The sequence below is a fragment of the Pseudomonas sp. IPO3747 genome, from assembly GCF_013385245.1.
GTDB classification, from domain to species: Bacteria; Pseudomonadota; Gammaproteobacteria; order Pseudomonadales; family Pseudomonadaceae; genus Aquipseudomonas; species Aquipseudomonas edaphica.
Genome location: NZ_JACAQL010000022.1, coordinates 46,719 through 64,459 on the forward strand (window position 1 = coordinate 46,719; position 17,741 = coordinate 64,459).

Annotated in this window: 14 protein-coding genes; 12 read left to right on the forward strand and 2 right to left on the reverse strand. The window is 62.0% G+C overall.

What is annotated here, in order from left to right; translation table 11 throughout:
- The first annotated feature begins 58 nt into the window (after positions 1 to 58).
- Genes HX790_RS21735 through HX790_RS21750 form a run of 4 tightly spaced genes read left to right on the forward strand, consistent with a single transcriptional unit; the run spans position 59 to position 6,296 of the window.
- The gene (locus tag HX790_RS21735) at positions 59 to 1,174 is read left to right on the forward strand and encodes an AAA family ATPase (RefSeq protein WP_017137483.1); all 1,116 of its coding nucleotides are present in this window, start codon (positions 59 to 61) and stop codon (positions 1,172 to 1,174) included.
- Positions 1,171 to 1,617 (forward strand): hypothetical protein, encoded by a 447-nt coding sequence (locus tag HX790_RS21740; RefSeq protein WP_017137482.1) that lies wholly within the window; start codon positions 1,171 to 1,173, stop codon positions 1,615 to 1,617. Before HX790_RS21735 ends, HX790_RS21740 begins: the two co-directional genes overlap by 4 nt.
- A complete protein-coding gene (locus HX790_RS21745; protein WP_176992113.1) occupies positions 1,604 to 3,409 on the forward strand; it encodes a hypothetical protein in 1,806 nt (601 codons plus the stop codon). The genes HX790_RS21740 and HX790_RS21745 overlap by 14 nt, the downstream gene beginning before the upstream one ends.
- Positions 3,402 to 6,296 carry a bpX6 domain-containing protein gene (locus tag HX790_RS21750; protein ID WP_176992114.1) on the forward strand — a complete coding sequence of 965 codons (2,895 nt, stop codon included), beginning with the start codon at positions 3,402 to 3,404 and terminating at the stop codon, positions 6,294 to 6,296. The genes HX790_RS21745 and HX790_RS21750 overlap by 8 nt, the downstream gene beginning before the upstream one ends.
- Here HX790_RS21750 and HX790_RS21755 read toward each other — a convergent pair.
- Entirely contained in the window at positions 6,283 to 7,182 is a 900-nt protein-coding gene (locus tag HX790_RS21755) for a LysR family transcriptional regulator (protein ID WP_017137479.1), read from the reverse strand. The genes HX790_RS21750 and HX790_RS21755 overlap by 14 nt on opposite strands.
- A gap of 293 nt (positions 7,183 to 7,475) precedes the next feature.
- On the opposite strand from HX790_RS21755, the gene HX790_RS21760 reads away from it, so the two are divergent.
- The 8 genes from HX790_RS21760 to dctM all read left to right on the forward strand — a co-directional run bounded on the left by HX790_RS21760 (position 7,476) and on the right by dctM (position 16,210).
- Positions 7,476 to 8,294, forward strand: a complete 819-nt coding sequence (locus HX790_RS21760; RefSeq protein WP_176992115.1) for a MaoC family dehydratase N-terminal domain-containing protein — start codon at positions 7,476 to 7,478, stop codon at positions 8,292 to 8,294.
- Positions 8,295 to 8,322: 28 nt separating this feature from the next.
- Positions 8,323 to 9,486, forward strand: a complete 1,164-nt coding sequence (locus tag HX790_RS21765; protein WP_176992116.1) for an acyl-CoA dehydrogenase family protein — start codon at positions 8,323 to 8,325, stop codon at positions 9,484 to 9,486.
- Between the two features lie 10 nt (positions 9,487 to 9,496).
- Positions 9,497 to 10,846, forward strand: a complete 1,350-nt coding sequence (locus HX790_RS21770; protein WP_176992117.1) for an MmgE/PrpD family protein — start codon at positions 9,497 to 9,499, stop codon at positions 10,844 to 10,846.
- A gap of 9 nt (positions 10,847 to 10,855) precedes the next feature.
- Positions 10,856 to 12,049: a CaiB/BaiF CoA-transferase family protein gene (locus HX790_RS21775; protein WP_099549623.1), complete on the forward strand. Its 1,194-nt coding sequence runs from the start codon at positions 10,856 to 10,858 to the stop codon at positions 12,047 to 12,049.
- A gap of 15 nt (positions 12,050 to 12,064) precedes the next feature.
- Positions 12,065 to 12,880 (forward strand): CoA ester lyase, encoded by an 816-nt coding sequence (locus tag HX790_RS21780; RefSeq protein WP_176992118.1) that lies wholly within the window; start codon positions 12,065 to 12,067, stop codon positions 12,878 to 12,880.
- 240 nt (positions 12,881 to 13,120) lie between these two features.
- The gene (locus tag HX790_RS21785; RefSeq protein WP_017137474.1) at positions 13,121 to 14,104 is read left to right on the forward strand and encodes a TRAP transporter substrate-binding protein; all 984 of its coding nucleotides are present in this window, start codon (positions 13,121 to 13,123) and stop codon (positions 14,102 to 14,104) included.
- A gap of 193 nt (positions 14,105 to 14,297) precedes the next feature.
- Positions 14,298 to 14,930, forward strand: a complete 633-nt coding sequence (locus HX790_RS21790) for a TRAP transporter small permease (RefSeq protein WP_017137473.1) — start codon at positions 14,298 to 14,300, stop codon at positions 14,928 to 14,930.
- Positions 14,930 to 16,210, forward strand: coding sequence for a C4-dicarboxylate TRAP transporter large permease protein DctM (gene dctM / locus HX790_RS21795; protein WP_017137472.1), 1,281 nt, complete (start codon positions 14,930 to 14,932; stop codon positions 16,208 to 16,210). The genes HX790_RS21790 and dctM overlap by 1 nt, the downstream gene beginning before the upstream one ends.
- 348 nt (positions 16,211 to 16,558) lie before the next feature.
- Here the strand turns inward: dctM and ampC are convergent, their stop codons facing one another.
- Positions 16,559 to 17,701 carry a class C beta-lactamase gene (ampC, locus tag HX790_RS21800; protein ID WP_176992119.1) on the reverse strand — a complete coding sequence of 381 codons (1,143 nt, stop codon included), beginning with the start codon at positions 17,699 to 17,701 and terminating at the stop codon, positions 16,559 to 16,561.
- Positions 17,702 to 17,741: the final 40 nt, after the last annotated feature.

Here is a 17,741-nt window from a genome sequence, read left to right on the forward strand (position 1 = left end):
TTTGCTAATACCTTAGCCTCAGGCAAGATTCTCTGCTTTGGTTTCAGGGAAGACACCCATGATTGCTCAGTTGCAAAGCGCTGCCACGCAAATCCGCCACGCTGTGCGCAAGGCGACCGAAGGATTGATCGGGCGCGAGCAATTGGCCGAGCTGATTGTGCTGGCGGCGGTCGCCCAAGAGCACATTCTGGTGATCGGCCCGCCTGGCACGGCCAAGAGCGCCGTGGTACGCCGTGTGGCGCAGTCCATGGGTGGGCGTTACTTCGAATACTTGCTGGGGCGCTTCACTGAGCCGTCGGAGCTTTTTGGTGCCGTAGACCTGAAGAAATTGCGTGAAGGCACGGTGGAAACCGACGTCAGCGGCATGCTGCCAGAGGCCGATATCGTGTTTCTCGATGAAGTCTTCCTGGGCTCGACCGCCATTCTCAATACCTTGCTGGGCGTGCTCAACGAGCGTCGCTTTCGCCGGGGCCATACTCAAATTCAATGTCCGCTGCGTGTGTGTGTCGGCGCGGCCAACGGTTTGCCGGACGATGAGGCACTGGCGGCGTTTGGCGACCGCTTCCTGTTGCACCTGTTCGTCGATTCGGTGCCGGACAATCAACTGGAAGCCATGCTGGCGGGCGGTTGGCAGTCGGAGCAGCGCCCGGTGCAACAGTTACTGGGTCTGGCCCAGTTGGATACGCTGAGCCAAGCCCTGAAAAACGTCGACCTGGGCGCGGTGCGTCCAGCCCTGGCCCAGGCGATTCGGCGCCTGCGCGAAGCCGGCATAGCGTTATCGGACCGCCGTATCGTCAAGTCTCAACGGCTGATCGCGGCCGCCGCGTTGCTGGGCGGGCGGCTGGAAGCCAGCGACGCGGATCTATGGCCCCTGCTGTATGTGCTGCCCACTAAAGAGACTCAGCAGCATGGCCGCGAGGTGCTGCGCGACCTGTTTGCCGCGTCCAGCAACAGCCATTTGTTCAGTGCGGTCGAAGAGGCCACCTTGCAACCGATGTCGCGCTTGAATCGCTTGCTGGAAACTGCGCAAGACTACCTGGCCCGCAGCGAGCCGCCCGACAGCCCGGCCCTCGAAGGGCTGCTGCGCGAGATCGACGCCAACTTCAATAGCGAGACAATGCCGGAGACCTTGCAGCAGGTACGCGGGCAACTGTCCCGAATGCTGACGCCATGAGTGCAGACCACTACGCCTGGACCTGGCGCCCAAGGCGGGAGCCTGCCGAACCACAAGCCGCCGTCGGATGGGGCGATGCCGCGCGCCGCTTGCTTGCGCGCTTGCTGCTGCTCGCAGATGAACAGGCTGTCCGCTTGCACGCTACCGCCAATGGCGATGTATTGGTCGTCACTGGGGCGGTGGCGGATTTGCCGTGGGTCGACGGTGTCGAATACGCCGCAGTACACCCCGGCGCGCCTGGCGTATGGCTGCCCACCAGTTGGGAGCCGACAGTGCCGGTAGACTTGCTCGGCCAGACGCTGTCGGCACGTTTCAAGCGCTCGCCCTTGCTGTTGTGGCGCGAACCGCAAGTTGTAGTGCCGTTGGATCGCCTGTTGCCGGTGACGGTTGAACACCTTCAGCGCATCGCGACGAATTGGGGCACCCGCCATGCAACTGCCTGAAGCCTTGCAACCCTGGCGCCAGTGGCTGGAGTGGTTTGCGCCGCAGCACCTGCCGCTGTTCGCCGACTTGCTTGGGCGGCTTAACCCGGTGCTGGGGCCACTGCGCGGTAGGCAGCAAGGCGGGGTGCCTGAGCCGGATGGCGTGGGCGATCTGCAACGCCGTGGGCCTTACGAGCGCCTGCTTTCCAGCGAATGGCTGCTGGCCGATGAAGTGCCGGATGAGTTTATGCGCAGGGCTGTCGGCGGCGAGCATATGTTCCTGGCGCCGCAGTACCGCGCCCGTGAAGCCAACCGCCTGATTGTCGTGCTGTTCGACGCCGGCCCGTTGCAATGGGGCGCCGCGCGGCTGGTGCATATCGCCTTGCTGATGCTGCTGGCCCGGCGTGCCGAGGAGGCAGGGGCGCAGTTGCGTTGGGGGATCCTGCAAGGCGCGCCGCTGCTGCATGAGTTCGATAGCGCGGGGCAGCTCAAGCAACTGCTCAGGGCGCGCACCTATGAAAGTGTCGCCCCGGCGCACTGGCAAGCCTGGCAGGAATGGCTTGCCACGCAGGGTGAGACGTTGGGTGAGTGCTGGACAGTCGGGCAACGCTTGCCCAAGGACACGACCAAGACCTGTACGCACCGGGTGCAGGTGCAGCGCAGCCTGGATGGGCACAGCCTGTCATTCGAGTTGCAAGCCGGTTCTGTGCGGTGCGTGCTGTTGCCTATGCCGGATGAGGCGCACGCGGTGCAACTGCTCAAAGGCCAGTTCGACGATGAAGTCCAGGCGCCGCCGCCGAATCTCGCACGTGCGGTGCCACGCGTAGCCTTGACCTTGCCGCCGGTAGTCTCCAGCGCCGGTAACTATGTGGCGCTGCGCCTGCTCGATGAGGCGGGCATGGTGGTGATCAAGCTGCCGCACAAAAACCAGAAAAAGTCGCTGGAGGTTCGACGCCGTCTGTGGGGCAAGCATCAGCGTGTATTGAGCACCACCTTTCACCACCGCAGCCTCGGTGCCGTGTTGAGCGACAACGACAGCCTGACGTTCTGGAACATTCCCGGTATGCCCACCGTCGACAAGCCCGCCCGTGAACAGCTGCAACTGCCACCGGGCACCGCGACGTTCCTGCCGAGTGTCTGGCTGCACAGTCAGAACGCCGTGCGTGTGTACTTGCTCGACAGCCAGGGGCGGCTTGCCTATTGGAAGTCGCGTCAACTTTGCCAGGTGGCGGATGACGTGATGAGCCTGGTGCAGGTCGACCCCTTGACCATCGCTTATGCGCGCAGAGAAGGCGGGCAGATTGTCGCGTATTCCGGGTCTGCTGACGGTTTACGCGCCAATGGTCATGCGGTCGGCTCGGCAGCGGGCGTCAGCCAGGTATTGTTGGCTGCCAACTTTTACTGGCGCCAGTACTGCGGTGGTTGCGCGCTGCTGACCACCGAGGACGGCTACCAGAGTTGGCGCCTGGTGACCCATGAAAGCTTTCCGGCGAAACACGAACAGATCGACTTGGCGCCCGGTTGGAAAGCCATCGGCCTGCACTATACGTACGCCCAACGGCCGGCTTACTCACTGGTGCTGCTGGGGCCGAACCAGCACAGCGTCGGGCTGTACGCCGAGGGGCAACAGCGCACGTTGTTCACCACCTCGGCGCCAATTGCCCGCGCGAGCTTTTGCCCCATGAGCGGCTTGATCGCCGTACTGACCACTGACCGCGAATTACTGGTTTACTCGGTTGGCGAGCGCTCCATGCGTTTGCAAGTGATGTGCAACCAGGCACCGCAGCTCACCCAGGAAGCTGCCAATGCATGAGCCAGAACGGATGCTGATTCGCCGCCCGGTACTCACCGGGCACCAACAGATTGACGGCCTATGGTTTGCCGCCGAGCGTTTTGATGAGAGCGAGCGCAGGCGCCTGATCCTCAAGTATTGGCAAGTCGACGCGCGTGCCTACCGTTTTGCCGACGGCGACTTGCTGCAGTTCCACACACCTTGCCCGGTACACTGCGAAAGCCTGCACGGCTGGCCGCTGATCCGCCAGGGCCTGGGCTTGTCGTCTGCCGCGCTGCACCCTGAGGAATTGCGCGGGCTGCCCGTTGCCGACTTGTGGCTGGTGCGCGGCAGCCAGATCCATGCATTGCAGTTGCGCGATGCACACGTGCTGACGCCTGGGCTGTGGCTCGACATCAGTACCTACACGCTGCTCGACACCTTTGACTGCCATACCCCGTTGCCGGCAACGCTGCCGGAGGCGGTGGTCACCGACCTGCGTGAAATCCTCGGTGGGCCACTGGAGCCCGTCAGCCCGGAGCGCGAAGCAATCATGCAAGCACTGCTGGAGCGCCCGCGTCACACGTCGAGTAAAGGGCCTGGCGCCAGCGCGGCGTCTGCGCAAAACAACGCAAACAGCGCCCGCGAAGTCTCTTCCCCGGTGCTGAAAATCGTGATCGGCCTGGTACTGCTGGGTGGGCTGGTCCGCCTCTTCGGCCAGAGCGAGCCCGCCGCGCTGTTGGCCGAGCACACACAGTCCTTCGGCGGCATGCTCCTGGGCGCCGTGATCTGGATGGTGGTGATCACCGCGTTGTTGTACGGGTTGAACCGCTTCCTGCACCGTGGCGCGTCTGCCCCCGCCCAAGCGGCGCCCCGGCCGGTGGCTCGCGCACCCGCTAACCCAGGCATCGCTGCGCGTGCCACCCCGCGCAGTTATAAACCTGCCGCGTGGCGCCGTTTGTTGACCCGGCTGACCCAGCATTCCCAGCTGTCCAAACTGTATGGCAAACGCCAGGCCGCCTACATGCAGCGCATGTTGGAGATGTTCGAAGACGGCAATTTCGAAGAAGCCTTGCGCCACGCGATCCCCTTGAACAGCGCTGCCTCCAGCGGTGAACAGAGCTTTGGTACGCCACAGCGCCGCGAGGATTTGAGCCTCAGCCAAAAGGCTGGCCCCGCGCGCTCGATGCTGTTTGAAGACGACTTGACCGAGCATTTGCGCCAGGTGTATCGCCAGACTTTTGAACGCCTGGACCGTGCCGGTCGTATCGAGGAAGCGGTGTTTGTCCTTGCCGAATTGCTCAAGGAGCATCAGCAAGCTCTCGATTACCTGGAGAAACACGCGCGCTATCAGCAGGCCGCTGACCTGGCCCTGGCGTGGGACATGCCGCCTGCGGTGATCGTGCGCTTGCTGTGCCTGGCCGAGCAGTGGCAGCGCGCCGTGCTGGTGGCGCGGCGCGACAATGCGTTTGCTGACGCCGTGGTGATGCTCCAGGCCAAGTCGCCGGAAGCCGCCGACCGCTTGCGCCTGGAATGGGCCGAGTCGTTGATCGCCAAAGGCCTGTGGTTGCAAGCCGTCGATGTTATTTGGAGCCTGCCCGCAGAGCGCCCACGCGCCGCGCAATGGCTGCTCAACGCCGAGGCTGCCGGCGGGCGCTTGGGCATTGAGGCGCTGGTTAAACGCGCGGTCCTGTTGCCCGAAACGCTGCACGCTTACGGGCCGTGGGTCGAGCAATTGCGTGACGACCCCGCGCGCGCCGGGGAACGCGCCGCCCTGGCGCAGGCGTTGTTGCAACACAAGGCACACACCACCGCCTTGGCCTGGCTGGCAGGTGCCACTGTGCACGCGATTCTGGCCGATCAATTCAGCGATCAAGGCCAACTGACCCATAACCAGTTACAAGCGCTGGTCAAGATGAGTCGCGATAAAGCGCTTCAGGCGGACTTGCCGGGCCAAGCCCTGAAGCGTACGCCCGTGGTCTCACTGGAGCACTTGGGCGACACCCGCGAGTGGGCTGCGCCGGCGGCTGGCAGCCGGCCGATTTTCGACGCGGCGCCGCTGGAAGACCAGCGTTACCTGGTGGCGCTGGGCGAGTCGGGTGTGATGGTGGTGGATGCGGCGGGCACAATGTTGTTTCACTTTGCTGTACCGGCGCAGAAAATCGTGATTGCCCATAGCCGACAGGTTGCGTTGGTGCTGATCTGGCGGGGGAATGTATGGCGCGTGAGCAAACTGGACCTGGTCAATCGTGTCGCCAAAGACCTCGGTATGCTGGCCATGGATGTCTTTGCACACGCGTTTGATGGCAGCAACTGGACCATCGGCAAAGGCCCGCAGTTGCGCGTGGTGGATGTTGACCGTGGCTTTGAAACGCTCTGGCATGTGAGTGATCTACCGGAGTCGGTGCGTGCCATCAAGGTGGATGAACACAATGAATACCTGTGGCTGTCGGCGCCGGGCGGGTGCCTGATGCTGTGGCATTATCGTCTGCCGGAGCGGCGTTTGGTCAGCCGCGAAAGCGCGTTTGACATCGTCGCGACGGACTTCCAGGTTCCCAGTGCCACCGCTGAATCGGCGCAGTATCGGATCAAGCACGACTATGGAACACCCACGCTGATACTGAAGCAGCACGGGGTTCGAAAGCGCTACCGGCTGCCTGGCAACTTACCGGAAGAAGAATGGGATGAGTCCGTCAGCCCGTTTCTATTTGAGGACTGGTTGCTGATCAGTTATCGGGTTGAGCAGCACGACACCTGCTGGCACGTGATCCACCGTGCCAGCGATCGGCTTTGCGTCACGTTGCACTGGCCGCAATCGCCGGCCCAGCTTCGCCGCCTCGGGTCTGATCTGTTGCTGTTCGATGGGCAGGGCCGGCTGAGCCATATCAATATTGATAACGCCAGCCAGCGCAACATCAGCCTGCACTGAGTGTGTCCGGCATCAAGGTGGCGATCAACGCCCGAATGGTGCCGGGCAATGCCTCAAGCTCGCGCACCAGGATACTGCGTTCGCGAATCGCCCATGGCTCATCGAGCTTCACCGTCACCAACTGCATGGTCCTGCTGTGCCGCACGGCGGCGGATTCGGGAATGATGCCAATGCCCACGCCGGCCTCGACCATTCGGCAGATCGCTTCGAAGCTCGACACCTGAATGCGCAGCGACAACTGCTTGCCCAGGCGATCGACGTGTTCACGCAAAAAACTCAATAACGTGCTGCCTTCATGCAGGCCGATGTGCTGGTAGGCCAGGGTTTGCTCCAGCGTCACCGAAGACTGGTCGGCCAATGGGTGGCCCACGGGCACCATCAACACCAATTCATCGGTGCTGAAATGCAACACCTGCAAACCTGCTGCCTCAACCGGCCCGGCAATGATGCCCATGTCGCTGGTGCCATCAAGCACGCCACGTACGATGTCGCGGGATAAACGCTCTTGCAGGTCGACGGTCACGCCCGGGCGCTGGGACAGAAAACCCGCCAGCACCTCCGGCAGAAACTCGGTCACCGCCGTGGTGTTGGCGAAGATGCGGATATGCCCGGCCGAATCCACGCCGTATTGGGTGAACTCGCTTTTTAGGTAGTCCACCTGGCGCATGATCAGGCGCGCATGGTGCAGCAGCCGTTCGCCCGCCGGGGTGATCTCCACGCCACGGCTGTCGCGGTACAGCAGGCGCGTATCCAACTGGCCTTCCAGCGCCTTGATCCGCGCACTGGCAGCGGCCGGCGAGAGGAACGCACGCTTGGCGCCCTGGGTGAGGCTGGGGGATTCGGCGATGTGGATAAACAGGCGCAGGTCGGCGAGATCGAAATGCATGCAAACCCCTATTTTGGCAACGGTGAGGTCCAAGTGTGGGAGCTGGCTTGTTGTGGCGAGCAAGCTTGCTTGCGCTGGGGTGCGAAGCGCCCCCAAAAAGCCGGAGACTGCTGCGCAGTCAACGGGAGCAAGCTCCCTCGCCACAACAAGCCAGCTCCCACAGGGGATGGAGTGGTACTCATGGCTAGCGTTCAGCATAACCGAACGCTGGTTTATTGAAATGCAAATTCTCAGAACGGGCAGGCGCTTGCATGATCCGGGGCAGACACTCACTGCCCGAGGACCTGCACCCGATGAGCGCCACTGACTGGATCGGCCGAAGCGAGACTGCCCACGACCACCTGAGCCTTAACCTGCTCAAACGCATTGCTGCTACTTTTGGCGAAGCTGTGCCGGAACAGGGTGCCGATTTGCCGCCGCTGTGGCAGTGGTGTTTTTTCCAGGACCCGCTGCCGGAATCGGCCTTGGGCACCGATGGCCACCCGGCCCGTGGCGGGTTCCTGCCGCCCGCTGATAACCGCAATCGCATGTGGGCCGGTGGGCGCATCGAGTTCGTGCATGCCTTGCGCGCGGGTGAGGCGGCGACCCGCGTGTCGACCATCACCCAGGTCGAAGAAAAGACCGGGCGAACCGGCTCGCTGTTGTTTGTCACCGTGCGTCATGACTATTCCCAGGACGGTCGCCTGGCGATCCGAGAAGAACAGGACATCGTTTACCGCGAACCGACGCCGCCCAAACAGGGCAGTGGCGACGCCTTGCCTGAAGGCGAATGGCAGGCATCGATCAGCCCCACGCCAACCCTGCTGTTTCGTTACAGCGCCGTGACCTTCAACGGCCACCGCATCCACTACGACTACCCGTATGTCACCGACACCGAAGGCTATTCAGGCCTGGTGGTGCACGGCCCGCTGATCGCTACCTTGAGCCTGCGCACGTTTTGCCGCGCCCATCCCGACGCGACCCTGCGCCGTTTTGCCTATCGCGGTGTTCGCCCACTGATTGCACCGCAGCCATTTGTGGTCGGTGGGCGCGTGACCGAAACCGGTGTGGCGCAGTTGTGGGCGGGCGACGCCGGTGGCCTGGCGCAGACCGCTCAGGTCCACTTCGAATAATCCAGGAACAACAGGCGGAGAGCCGTTAATGAACCCCAATGACAACGAAGAACTCAATGCCATCCGTGAAGGCGTGCGCGCCTTGTGCGCCGAGTTCGACGCGGCGTACTGGCGCAGGATCGACGAACAAAAAGGCTTCCCCGAAACCTTTGTCAAAGCCCTGACCGACGCCGGCTGGCTGTCGGCGATGATCCCTGAAGAATACGGCGGCTCTGGCCTGGGCCTGGCCGAAGCCTCGGTGATCCTCGAAGAAGTCAACCGTTGCGGTGGTAACTCCGGCACCGTGCACGGCCAGATGTACAACATGTTCACCTTGCTGCGCCACGGCAGCGAAGCGCAAAAAAGCTTCTACCTGCCCAAGCTCGCCAGCGGCGAATTGCGCCTGCAATCGATGGGCGTGACCGAGCCCACCACCGGCACCGACACCACCAAAATCAAGACCACGGCGATCAAGCGTGGTGACAAGTATGTGATCAACGGCCAGAAAGTCTGGATCTCGCGCATCCAGCATTCCGACTTGATGATTCTGCTGGCGCGCACCACGCCGCTGGCCGAGGTGAAGAAGAAGTCTGAAGGCATGTCGATCTTCCTGGTCGACCTGCGCGAAGCCATCGGCAACGGCCTGACCGTGCAGCCCATCGCCAATATGGTCAACCACGAAACCAACGAACTGTTTTTCGACAACCTGGAGCTACCCCTCGACAGCCTGATCGGCGAGGAGGGCAAAGGCTTTAAATACATCCTCGACGGCCTCAACGCCGAACGCATGCTGATCGCCGCCGAGTGCATCGGCGACGGTCGCTGGTTTATCGAAAAGGCCAGCGCCTACGCCCGCGACCGCGTGGTGTTTGGCCGCCCGATCGGGCAGAACCAGGGTGTGCAGTTCCCGATTGCCGAGGCGCATATCGAAATCGAAGCGGCGGACCTGATGCGCTGGCGTGCCTGCGAAGAATACGACAGCGGCAAGAATGCCGGGGCCAGCGCCAACATGGCCAAGTACCTGGCTGCCAAGGCGTCCTGGGAAGCGGCCAACGCCTGCCTGCAAACCCACGGCGGTTTCGGCTTTGCCTGTGAGTACGACGTAGAGCGCAAATTCCGCGAAACACGCCTGTACCAGGTTGCGCCGATCTCCACCAACCTGATCCTGTCCTACGTGGCCGAGCACCTGCTCGAACTGCCACGCAGTTTCTGAGGGCCTGAGCATGAGCCATACCCAAACGCTGTGCCGGTTCCTTGCGGACCTGAACTACGAACAATTGCCGGAAAAGGTACTGGCACGCACCGAAGATCTGTATCTGGATTGGTTGGCCTCGGCGCTGGCAAGCAAGGGCGCGCACCCGATCCCGTTGTTTGAACGCTATGCACAAAAAATGGGACCCCACAGCGGTCCCGCCCAGGTGATCGTCAATGGCAGCACCACCAGCGCGTATTTTGCGGCGCTGGTGAACGCCGCATCCTCACACTTGGTGGAGCAGGATGACCTGCACAACAGCTCGGTGCTGCACCCCGCGACCGTGGTGTTTCCGGCCGCGCTGGCTGCCGCCCAGGACCTCGGGAAATCCGGCCGTGAATTGCTGCTGGCCTCGGTGGCCGGTTATGAAGCCGGAATTCGCATCGGCGAATTCATGGGCCGGTCCCACTACCGCATCTTCCACACCACAGCCACCGTCGGCACCCTGGCGGCGGCGGTTGCCGTGGGCAAACTGCTGGACTTTAACCAGGAACAGTTCATCAACCTGCTCGGCAGCGCCGGTACCCAGGCCGCCGGATTGTGGGAGTTTTTGCGCGATGCCGCCGACTCCAAGCAACTGCACACCGCCAAGGCGGCGGCGGATGGCTTGCTCGCGGCGTATTTGACGGCGGACGGGCTCACCGGCGCACGCAATATTCTGGAAGGCGATCAAGGCTTGGCAGCAGGCATGTCCAGTGATGCCGAGCCTCGCAAGTTATCGGCCGACCTTGGCAGCCGCTGGGCGCTGCTGGAAACCTCCTTCAAGTTCTACGCCTCGTGCCGTCACACCCATCCGGCCGCCGATGCGCTGCTGGATCTGATGCAGCGCGAAGGGCTGTGCGCTGCCGATATCGCCACAGTTGAAACGCGTGTCCATCAAGGTGCCATCGACGTGCTGGGCCGCGTGACCACGCCTGCCACTGTGCACCAGGCCAAATTCTCCATGGGCACCGTGCTCGGCCTGATCGCCGTGCACGGTAAAGCCGGGCTCACCGAGTTCCACGAACGGGCGCTGACCGACCCCGCCGTCTCGGCTTTCCGCGACAAGGTCAGCATGACCCTCGACGCGGAAGTTGACGGCGCCTACCCGCAGCGCTGGCTGGGCCGCGTCACTGTCACCACGCTCGATGGCCGCACGCTGCAGGGCGCCATCGATGAACCCAAGGGCGACCCTGGTAACACCCTGAGTCGGGTGGAGCTCGCGGATAAATTCCGGCGCCTTACCCAATTCAGCGGCGCGCGCACACCCGCGCAGGCCAATGCACTGATCGAAAAGGTCTGGCACCTGCGCGATGCAGCGTCCATGGCCCACTGGCTTTGAGGAAGCGTCATGACTAATCAACGACCGCTGGACGGCATCACCGTGATCAGCCTGGAACACGCGATTGCTGCGCCATTTTGCACCCGCCAATTGGCGGACCTCGGCGCCCGTGTGATCAAGATCGAACGCCCCGGCGCCGGTGACTTTGCCCGTGGCTATGACGAGCGCGTGCGCGGCCTGGCCTCGCACTTTGTGTGGACCAACCGCTCCAAGGAAAGCCTGACCCTGGACCTCAAGCAGGACGAGGCCGGCGACATCCTCCAACGCCTGCTGGCCGATGCCGACGTGCTGGTGCAGAACCTTGCACCCGGCGCGGCGGCGCGCATGGGCCTGTCGTTTGAAGCGCTGCATGAGCGCTTTCCACGGCTCATCGTCTGCGATATTTCCGGCTATGGCGAAGGCGGGCCTTACGAGAAAAAGAAAGCTTATGACCTGCTGATCCAAAGCGAGGGCGGTTTTTTATCGGTAACCGGTGGCCCAGGTGAAGATCAGATGGCCAAGGCCGGTTGCTCGATCGCCGATATTTCCGCCGGCATGTACGCCTACAGTGGCATCCTCTCGGCCCTGCTGTTGCGCGGCAAGACGGGGCAGGGCAGCCGCATCGATGTGAGCATGCTCGAAAGCCTGGTGGAGTGGATGGGCTACCCGATGTATTACGCCTTCGACGGCGCGCCCCAGCCACCACGGGCCGGGGCGGCGCATTCGACGATCTACCCGTATGGGCCGTTTCCCACCGGCGACGGCGGCACGGTGATGCTCGGCTTGCAGAACGAACGCGAATGGGCGGCGTTCTGCGACAAAGTACTGCTCACGCCTGAACTGGCTACCGATGAACGTTTCTCGGCCAACTTCAAGCGCTCGGCCAACCGTGACGTGCTACGCCAGATCATCGTTGACAGCTTCGCGCAGTTGGACGCTGAAGCCGTGATCCAACGCCTGGAAAACGCGCAGATTGCCAGCGCCAGGGTCAATGACATGCAAGGCGTGTGGGACCACCCGCAGCTCAAGGCGCGAGACAGCTGGCGTGAAGTCCAGAGCCCGGCCGGGCCGCTGCCGTCGTTGTTGCCGCCGGCGCGTAATGCTGCGTTTACCCCGCGCATGGACGGCGTTCCCGCCTTGGGCCAGCACAGCCAGGGCATCCTCGATCAGCTTGGGTTTTCGGCGCAAACCATCGACGGCCTGCGCGCACGCGGCGTTATCTAATAAGGAATTCAAGTGATGCCAAAGCCTATAGTTCGTTCGGCCTTGTTTGTACCCGGCAGCCGCCCGGAGCGGTTTTCCAAAGCGCTGGCCAGTGGCGCCGACGCGGTTATTGTGGATTTTGAAGACGCGGTTGAAGAACCCCTCAAGCGCCAGGCGCGGGATAACCTCGGGGTGTTCTTGCAAGCGCATCCAGAGGCTCAGGTGTGGGTGCGCATCAACGCGCCGGAGCATGCCGAGCATTTTGAGGATGTGGCGTTCTGTAAAGCCCATGCCAATGTGACGGGTGTGCTGCTGCCCAAGGTAGAGAGCGCCGCCCAGGTGGCCGTGGTGGCGGCAGCTGGCAAGGTGATATGGCCGATTATCGAAAGCGCCAAGGGCTTGCTGGCCGTGGCTGAGATTGCCCACGCGCCGCAGGTTGAGCGCCTGTCGTTTGGCGGGCTGGACCTGGCGCTGGACTTGAACCTGAGCAGCGGTTCCGCGGCTGCGCAGTTTGCGTTGGATCAGGCACGCCTGGCGCTGATTGTGCACTCGCGCGCTGCTGGTTTGGTGGCGCCACTGGACGGCGTGCACCCGGCCATCGACGACCCCGAAGGCCTGCGCCGTTCGATCCGGCACGCCTATGAAATGGGCTTTGCCGGCGCGCTGTGCATCCATCCCAAGCAGGTGGCAGTGATTCATGCCGCACTGGCGCCCAGTGCCGAAGACCTGGCTTGGGCCAAGCGCGTGGTCGAGGCGGGGGCTCATGGCGCCGGGGCTTATCAGATGGATGGGCAGATGGTGGATGCGCCGGTGTTGCTGCGCGCACAAAGGCTCCTGGCCGGCCAATTCTGACTGAAACAACCGGGAGCAAAATGTGGGAACTGGCTTGCCTGCGATAGCGGTGGACCCGCCCATGAATCTGCTGCCTGACACTCCGCCATCGCAGGCAAGCCAGCTCCCACACTGGATCTTCATTGTTCTGAAGTATGGCGTTCGGCCTGGCCGAACGCAGGTATCTAAAATTCGAAATTCACTACACGCACCACATCAGGCACCTTGCCCTGTAACACAACAATAAGAAGGTGATTCCCCATGCTCAAGCTTTCTCGGGCGCTGCTGTGCGCCGCCACTCTGTTTGCCGCGGGCCTGGCCCAGGCGGCAGACCCGATTGTGATCAAGTTCGCCCACGTGGTTGCCGAAAACACCCCTAAAGGCCAGGGCGCGCTGCTCTTCAAAAAGCTCGCTGAAGAGCGCTTGCCGGGCCGTGTGAAGGTCGAGGTGTACCCCAACTCCTCGCTGTTCGGCGATGGCAAGGAGATGGAAGCGTTGTTGTTGGGCGATGTGCAGATGCTGGCGCCGTCCCTGGCCAAGTTCGAGCAGTACACCAAGCAAGTGCAGATCTACGACCTGCCGTTCCTGTTCAACGACCTGGCCGCCGTCGACCGTTTCCAGGCTGCTCAGGGCAAGGCATTGCTGACCTCGATGCAAGACAAGAACATCCTCGGCCTGGCCTATTGGCACAATGGCCTCAAGCAGCTTTCGGCCAACAAAGCACTGCGTGAACCCAAGGACGCCCGTGGCCTGAAGTTCCGTGTGCAGGCTTCCAGCGTACTTGAAGAACAGTTCAAGGCGATCCGCGCCAACCCGCGCAAGATGAGCTTTGCCGAGGTGTATCAAGGCCTGCAGACCGGCACCGTGAATGGTACCGAGAACACCTGGTCCAATTATGAAAGCCAGAAGGTCAACGAAGTGCAGAAGTACTTCACCGAGTCCAACCATGGCCTGATCGACTACATGGTGATCACCAACGCCAAGTTCTGGAACGGCCTGCCGCCGGATGTGCGCACCACCCTGGACCAGATCATGGTCGAAGTCACCGTCGAGGTGAACAAGCAGGCCGAAGCGCTGAACCAGTCGGCCAAGCAGAAGATCATCGACGCCAAGACCAGCGAAATCATCGAACTGACCCCGCAGCAACGCCAACTGTGGCGCGAAGCCATGCGCCCGGTGTGGCAGAAGTTCGAAGGTGAGATCGGCGCCGACCTGATCAAGGCGGCGGACGCCTCCAACCAGTAATCGGGCGACTACCCAAAACTACTGTGGAAAGGGCTTTATGTGGGAGCTGGCTTGCCTGCGATGCAGGCAACTCGGTGTATCTGTAGCGCCGAGTTGATCCCATCGCGGGCAAGCCCGGCTCCCACAGAGGTCCGCTTCCACAGTTTGTTCCGCTTTCCACCCCGACATCATTCCCGCTTCGCGAGGTTTTGCCATGCAAACGCTAAGGCGCGTCTGGGAGCACCTGGAGGAAGGGTTTATCGCCTTCCTGCTGGCCGCCATGACCCTGGTGACATTCGTCTACGTCATGCTCAACAACATCTACACCCTGTTTTTTGCTCTGTCTGACAAGTGGGCATGGAGCAGCAGCTTTTTCGGTGCCTTGGGCGACCACACCATGACCTGGGCCCAGGACATGACCTGGAGCGTGGCGCTGACCAAGGCCATGTTCGGCTGGCTGATTTTCTTCGGCATCTCCTACGGCGTGCGCACCGCCGGCCACCTTGGCGTAGATGCGCTGGTCAAGCTGACCAAACGCCCGGTGCAACGCCTGCTCGGCATGCTCGCCTGCCTGTGTTGCCTGGCCTACGCCGGGCTGTTCATGGTCGCCAGCTACAAGTGGGTGAGTGCGGTGATGACCGCGCAGATCGGCGCCGAAGACCTCGACCAATACGGCGTGGACGTGGGCGATATCGTGATCATCGTGCCCATCGGTTTTGCCCTGGTGTTTATCCGCTACCTGGAAATTTTTTACCGCATCTTTACCCACCGTCAGGTCGGGTTGGGGCTGGCCGACGAGGCCGGGGAGGCCAGTAAGCTGGCTGGCAGCCATGAGGAGCGTCACTGATGGCCGTGCTCTGTCTGTTTTTGCTGTTGTTCGTGTTCATGTTCCTCGGGGTGCCGATCGCGATTTCCCTGGGGCTGTCCGGCGCGGTGTCGATCCTGATGTTCAGCCAGGACTCGGTGAGTTCGCTGGCCATCAAGCTGTTTGAAACCTCCGACGCCTACACCTTCCTGGCGATTCCATTCTTCCTGCTGTCCGGTGCGTTCATGACCACCGGCGGTGTGGCGCAACGGCTGATCGACTTCGCCAACGCCTGTGTCGGGCATATCCGAGGCGGCCTGGCGATTGCGGCGGTGCTGGCGTGCATGCTGTTTGCGGCGCTGTCCGGGTCATCGCCGGCGACGGTGGCGGCAGTGGGCTCGATTGCCGTGGCGGGGATGGTGCGCTCGGGTTACCCGAAGGAGTTCGGCGCCGGGATCATCTGCAACGCCGGCACCCTGGGCATCCTGATCCCGCCGTCGATTGTGATGGTGGTGTACTCGGCAGCCACCGAAACCTCGGTGGGCAAGCTGTTCATGGCCGGTGTGATTCCAGGATTGCTGCTGGGCCTGATGCTGATGGTCGCGATCTACATCGTCGCGCGCATCAAGAAGCTGCCGGCGCAGCCCCGTGCGACCTTCCGCGAGTGGCTGACCTGCGCACGTCGCGCGTTCTGGGGCTTGCTGTTGCTGGTGATCATCCTCGGCGGCATCTACAGCGGCATGTTCACGCCGACGGAAGCGGCGGCCGTGGCGGCGGTGTATTCGGCGTTTGTCGCGCTGTTTGTGTACAAGGACATGAAGCTGCGCGATTGCCCCAAGGTGCTGCTGGAATCCGGGCGCCTGGCGATCATGCTGATGTTTATCATCGCCAACGCCATGCTCTTTGCCCATGTACTGACCACCGAACAGATCCCGCAGGAAATCACCGCCTGGGTGATCTCCGAAGGCCTCACGCCGATTGGCTTTTTGATCATGGTCAACGTGGTGTTGCTGGTGGCCGGCAGCTTTATGGAGCCGTCCGCGATTGTGCTGATCCTGGCGCCGATCTTCTTCCCTATTGCCATGAAGCTGGGGATTGACCCGATTCACCTGGGGATTGTGATGGTGGTCAACATGGAAATCGGCCTGGTGCACCCGCCAGTAGGGTTGAACCTGTTTGTGACCTCGGCGGTGACCGGGTTGACCCTCGGGCAGACGATTCGCGCAGCGTTACCGTGGCTGATGATCCTGCTGGTGTTTTTGATCATGGTCACGTACTTGCCGTTTATCTCGCTGGCGCTGCCGCACTGGCTGGGCATGTAACACGGTCTGAAAATGTGGGAGCTGGCTTGCCTGCGATAGCCATACGTTCGAAGGCACCCCGTTCCCCTGTGGCGAGCAGGCTTGCCCTGCGTTGGGCTGCGCAGCAGCCCCAAAACCAGGCGCTGAGTTCTTTCAGAAAGAATTTCAGTGCCCTTGCTGGGGGCTGCTGCGCAGCCCAACGCAGGGCAAGCCTGCTCGCCACAACAAGCGGCGTACCGCAGGCTTTGTTTTAACCGGCAGTTGTGTAGATACCTATGCTGAGATAGCGGTGGTTCAGTCAGCCAATTCGGTGACTGATATACCGCCATCGCAGGCAAGCCAGCTCCCACCTTTGGTTTTTGTCAGGTCTTAGTGGTCCATCGCGCCCAAGATCGCATAAGCCAGCTTCACCCGTTCGGCATTCGGGTAATTGCGGTTAGCCAGAATCACCACACCCATGTCCTTGCTCGGTACGTAAGCCACATACGCGCCAAAACCGCCGGTGGAGCCGGTTTTGTTGTACAGCACGTTGGCCGGTTGTGCCTGCGCCGGCGTCAGCCAATTGACCTTGTGCGGCTGCATCGCCATTTCGGTCGAGTTGCCCTCCAGCAAGGCCTGCAGCTTGATCGGGTAGGGGTAGCGTTCCCAGCCCAGACCCTGGGTCATGCCATTGACGGTGTAGTAACCCGCGTGAGTGGTGGCGATCGCTTGTTGCAGCGGTTTTTCCAGGGTCTCGGGGTGCAGGTTGGCAATCACATAGCGGGCGAGGTCCTGGGTGCTGGTCTTGATACCGTAGGCTTCGCTGTCCAGGGCGCCGGGGCTGACGCGAATGGGTTTCAGATTTTTGTCATAGCCTTGCGCATATTGAGCGGTTTTGCTCGCCGGCACGCTGACGTGGGTGTTGGTCAGGCCCAGCTTGGGCAGCAAGGTTTTCTCCATGGCAACGTTAAACGGCTGCCCCAGGTTTTGCGCCGCGAGGTAGCCGAACAAGCCGATGCTGGGGTTGGAATACAAACGCTGTTCGCCCGGCGCATACGCGGGTTTCCAGTGCTGGAAATAACCGAGCATGGCACCGGCGTTGTCGGCCGCGTCGGGAAACTGCAACGGCAGGCCACCCGGTGTGTAGGTCGCCAGTTGCAGCAGGCTGATGTGATCGAATACGCCACCGGCCAGGGCTGGCAGGTGCTGGCTGGCGGTATCCGAGAGCTCGAGCTTACCGGTGGCCTGCGCGTAGCCGCCGAGGGTGGCGGTAAAGGTTTTGCTGATCGATCCGATTTCAAACAGGGTGTCTTGGTTAACGGCCTGTTTGGTTTCCCTTGATGCAACACCGTAGTTAAAGTATTGAACCTTGCCTTGGTTAACCACCGCGACCGACAGGCCGGGAATCCCTTGTTGCTGCATCAGCGGCGCAACGCTGGCATCGACTACCGTGCGCAGGTCGGTGGCGGCCATGCAGCTACCGGAGCCTATTAACAGGGCGCTGAACAGAATTTTTTGTAAGGTGTGATTCATGCGGGTTCGCTTCCATGTAAAAGATGTGCTGACGATCAAG

Coding starts and splice junctions, on each gene's coding strand:
- HX790_RS21735 (WP_017137483.1), top strand. CDS start 59: ATGATTGCTCAGTTGCAAAGCGCTGCCACGCAAATCCGCCACGCTGTG.
- HX790_RS21740 (WP_017137482.1), top strand. CDS start 1,171: ATGAGTGCAGACCACTACGCCTGGACCTGGCGCCCAAGGCGGGAGCCT.
- HX790_RS21745 (WP_176992113.1), top strand. CDS start 1,604: ATGCAACTGCCTGAAGCCTTGCAACCCTGGCGCCAGTGGCTGGAGTGG.
- HX790_RS21750 (WP_176992114.1), top strand. CDS start 3,402: ATGCATGAGCCAGAACGGATGCTGATTCGCCGCCCGGTACTCACCGGG.
- HX790_RS21755 (WP_017137479.1), bottom strand. CDS start 7,182: ATGCATTTCGATCTCGCCGACCTGCGCCTGTTTATCCACATCGCCGAA.
- HX790_RS21760 (WP_176992115.1), top strand. CDS start 7,476: ATGAGCGCCACTGACTGGATCGGCCGAAGCGAGACTGCCCACGACCAC.
- HX790_RS21765 (WP_176992116.1), top strand. CDS start 8,323: ATGAACCCCAATGACAACGAAGAACTCAATGCCATCCGTGAAGGCGTG.
- HX790_RS21770 (WP_176992117.1), top strand. CDS start 9,497: ATGAGCCATACCCAAACGCTGTGCCGGTTCCTTGCGGACCTGAACTAC.
- HX790_RS21775 (WP_099549623.1), top strand. CDS start 10,856: ATGACTAATCAACGACCGCTGGACGGCATCACCGTGATCAGCCTGGAA.
- HX790_RS21780 (WP_176992118.1), top strand. CDS start 12,065: ATGCCAAAGCCTATAGTTCGTTCGGCCTTGTTTGTACCCGGCAGCCGC.
- HX790_RS21785 (WP_017137474.1), top strand. CDS start 13,121: ATGCTCAAGCTTTCTCGGGCGCTGCTGTGCGCCGCCACTCTGTTTGCC.
- HX790_RS21790 (WP_017137473.1), top strand. CDS start 14,298: ATGCAAACGCTAAGGCGCGTCTGGGAGCACCTGGAGGAAGGGTTTATC.
- dctM (WP_017137472.1), top strand. CDS start 14,930: ATGGCCGTGCTCTGTCTGTTTTTGCTGTTGTTCGTGTTCATGTTCCTC.
- ampC (WP_176992119.1), bottom strand. CDS start 17,701: ATGAATCACACCTTACAAAAAATTCTGTTCAGCGCCCTGTTAATAGGC.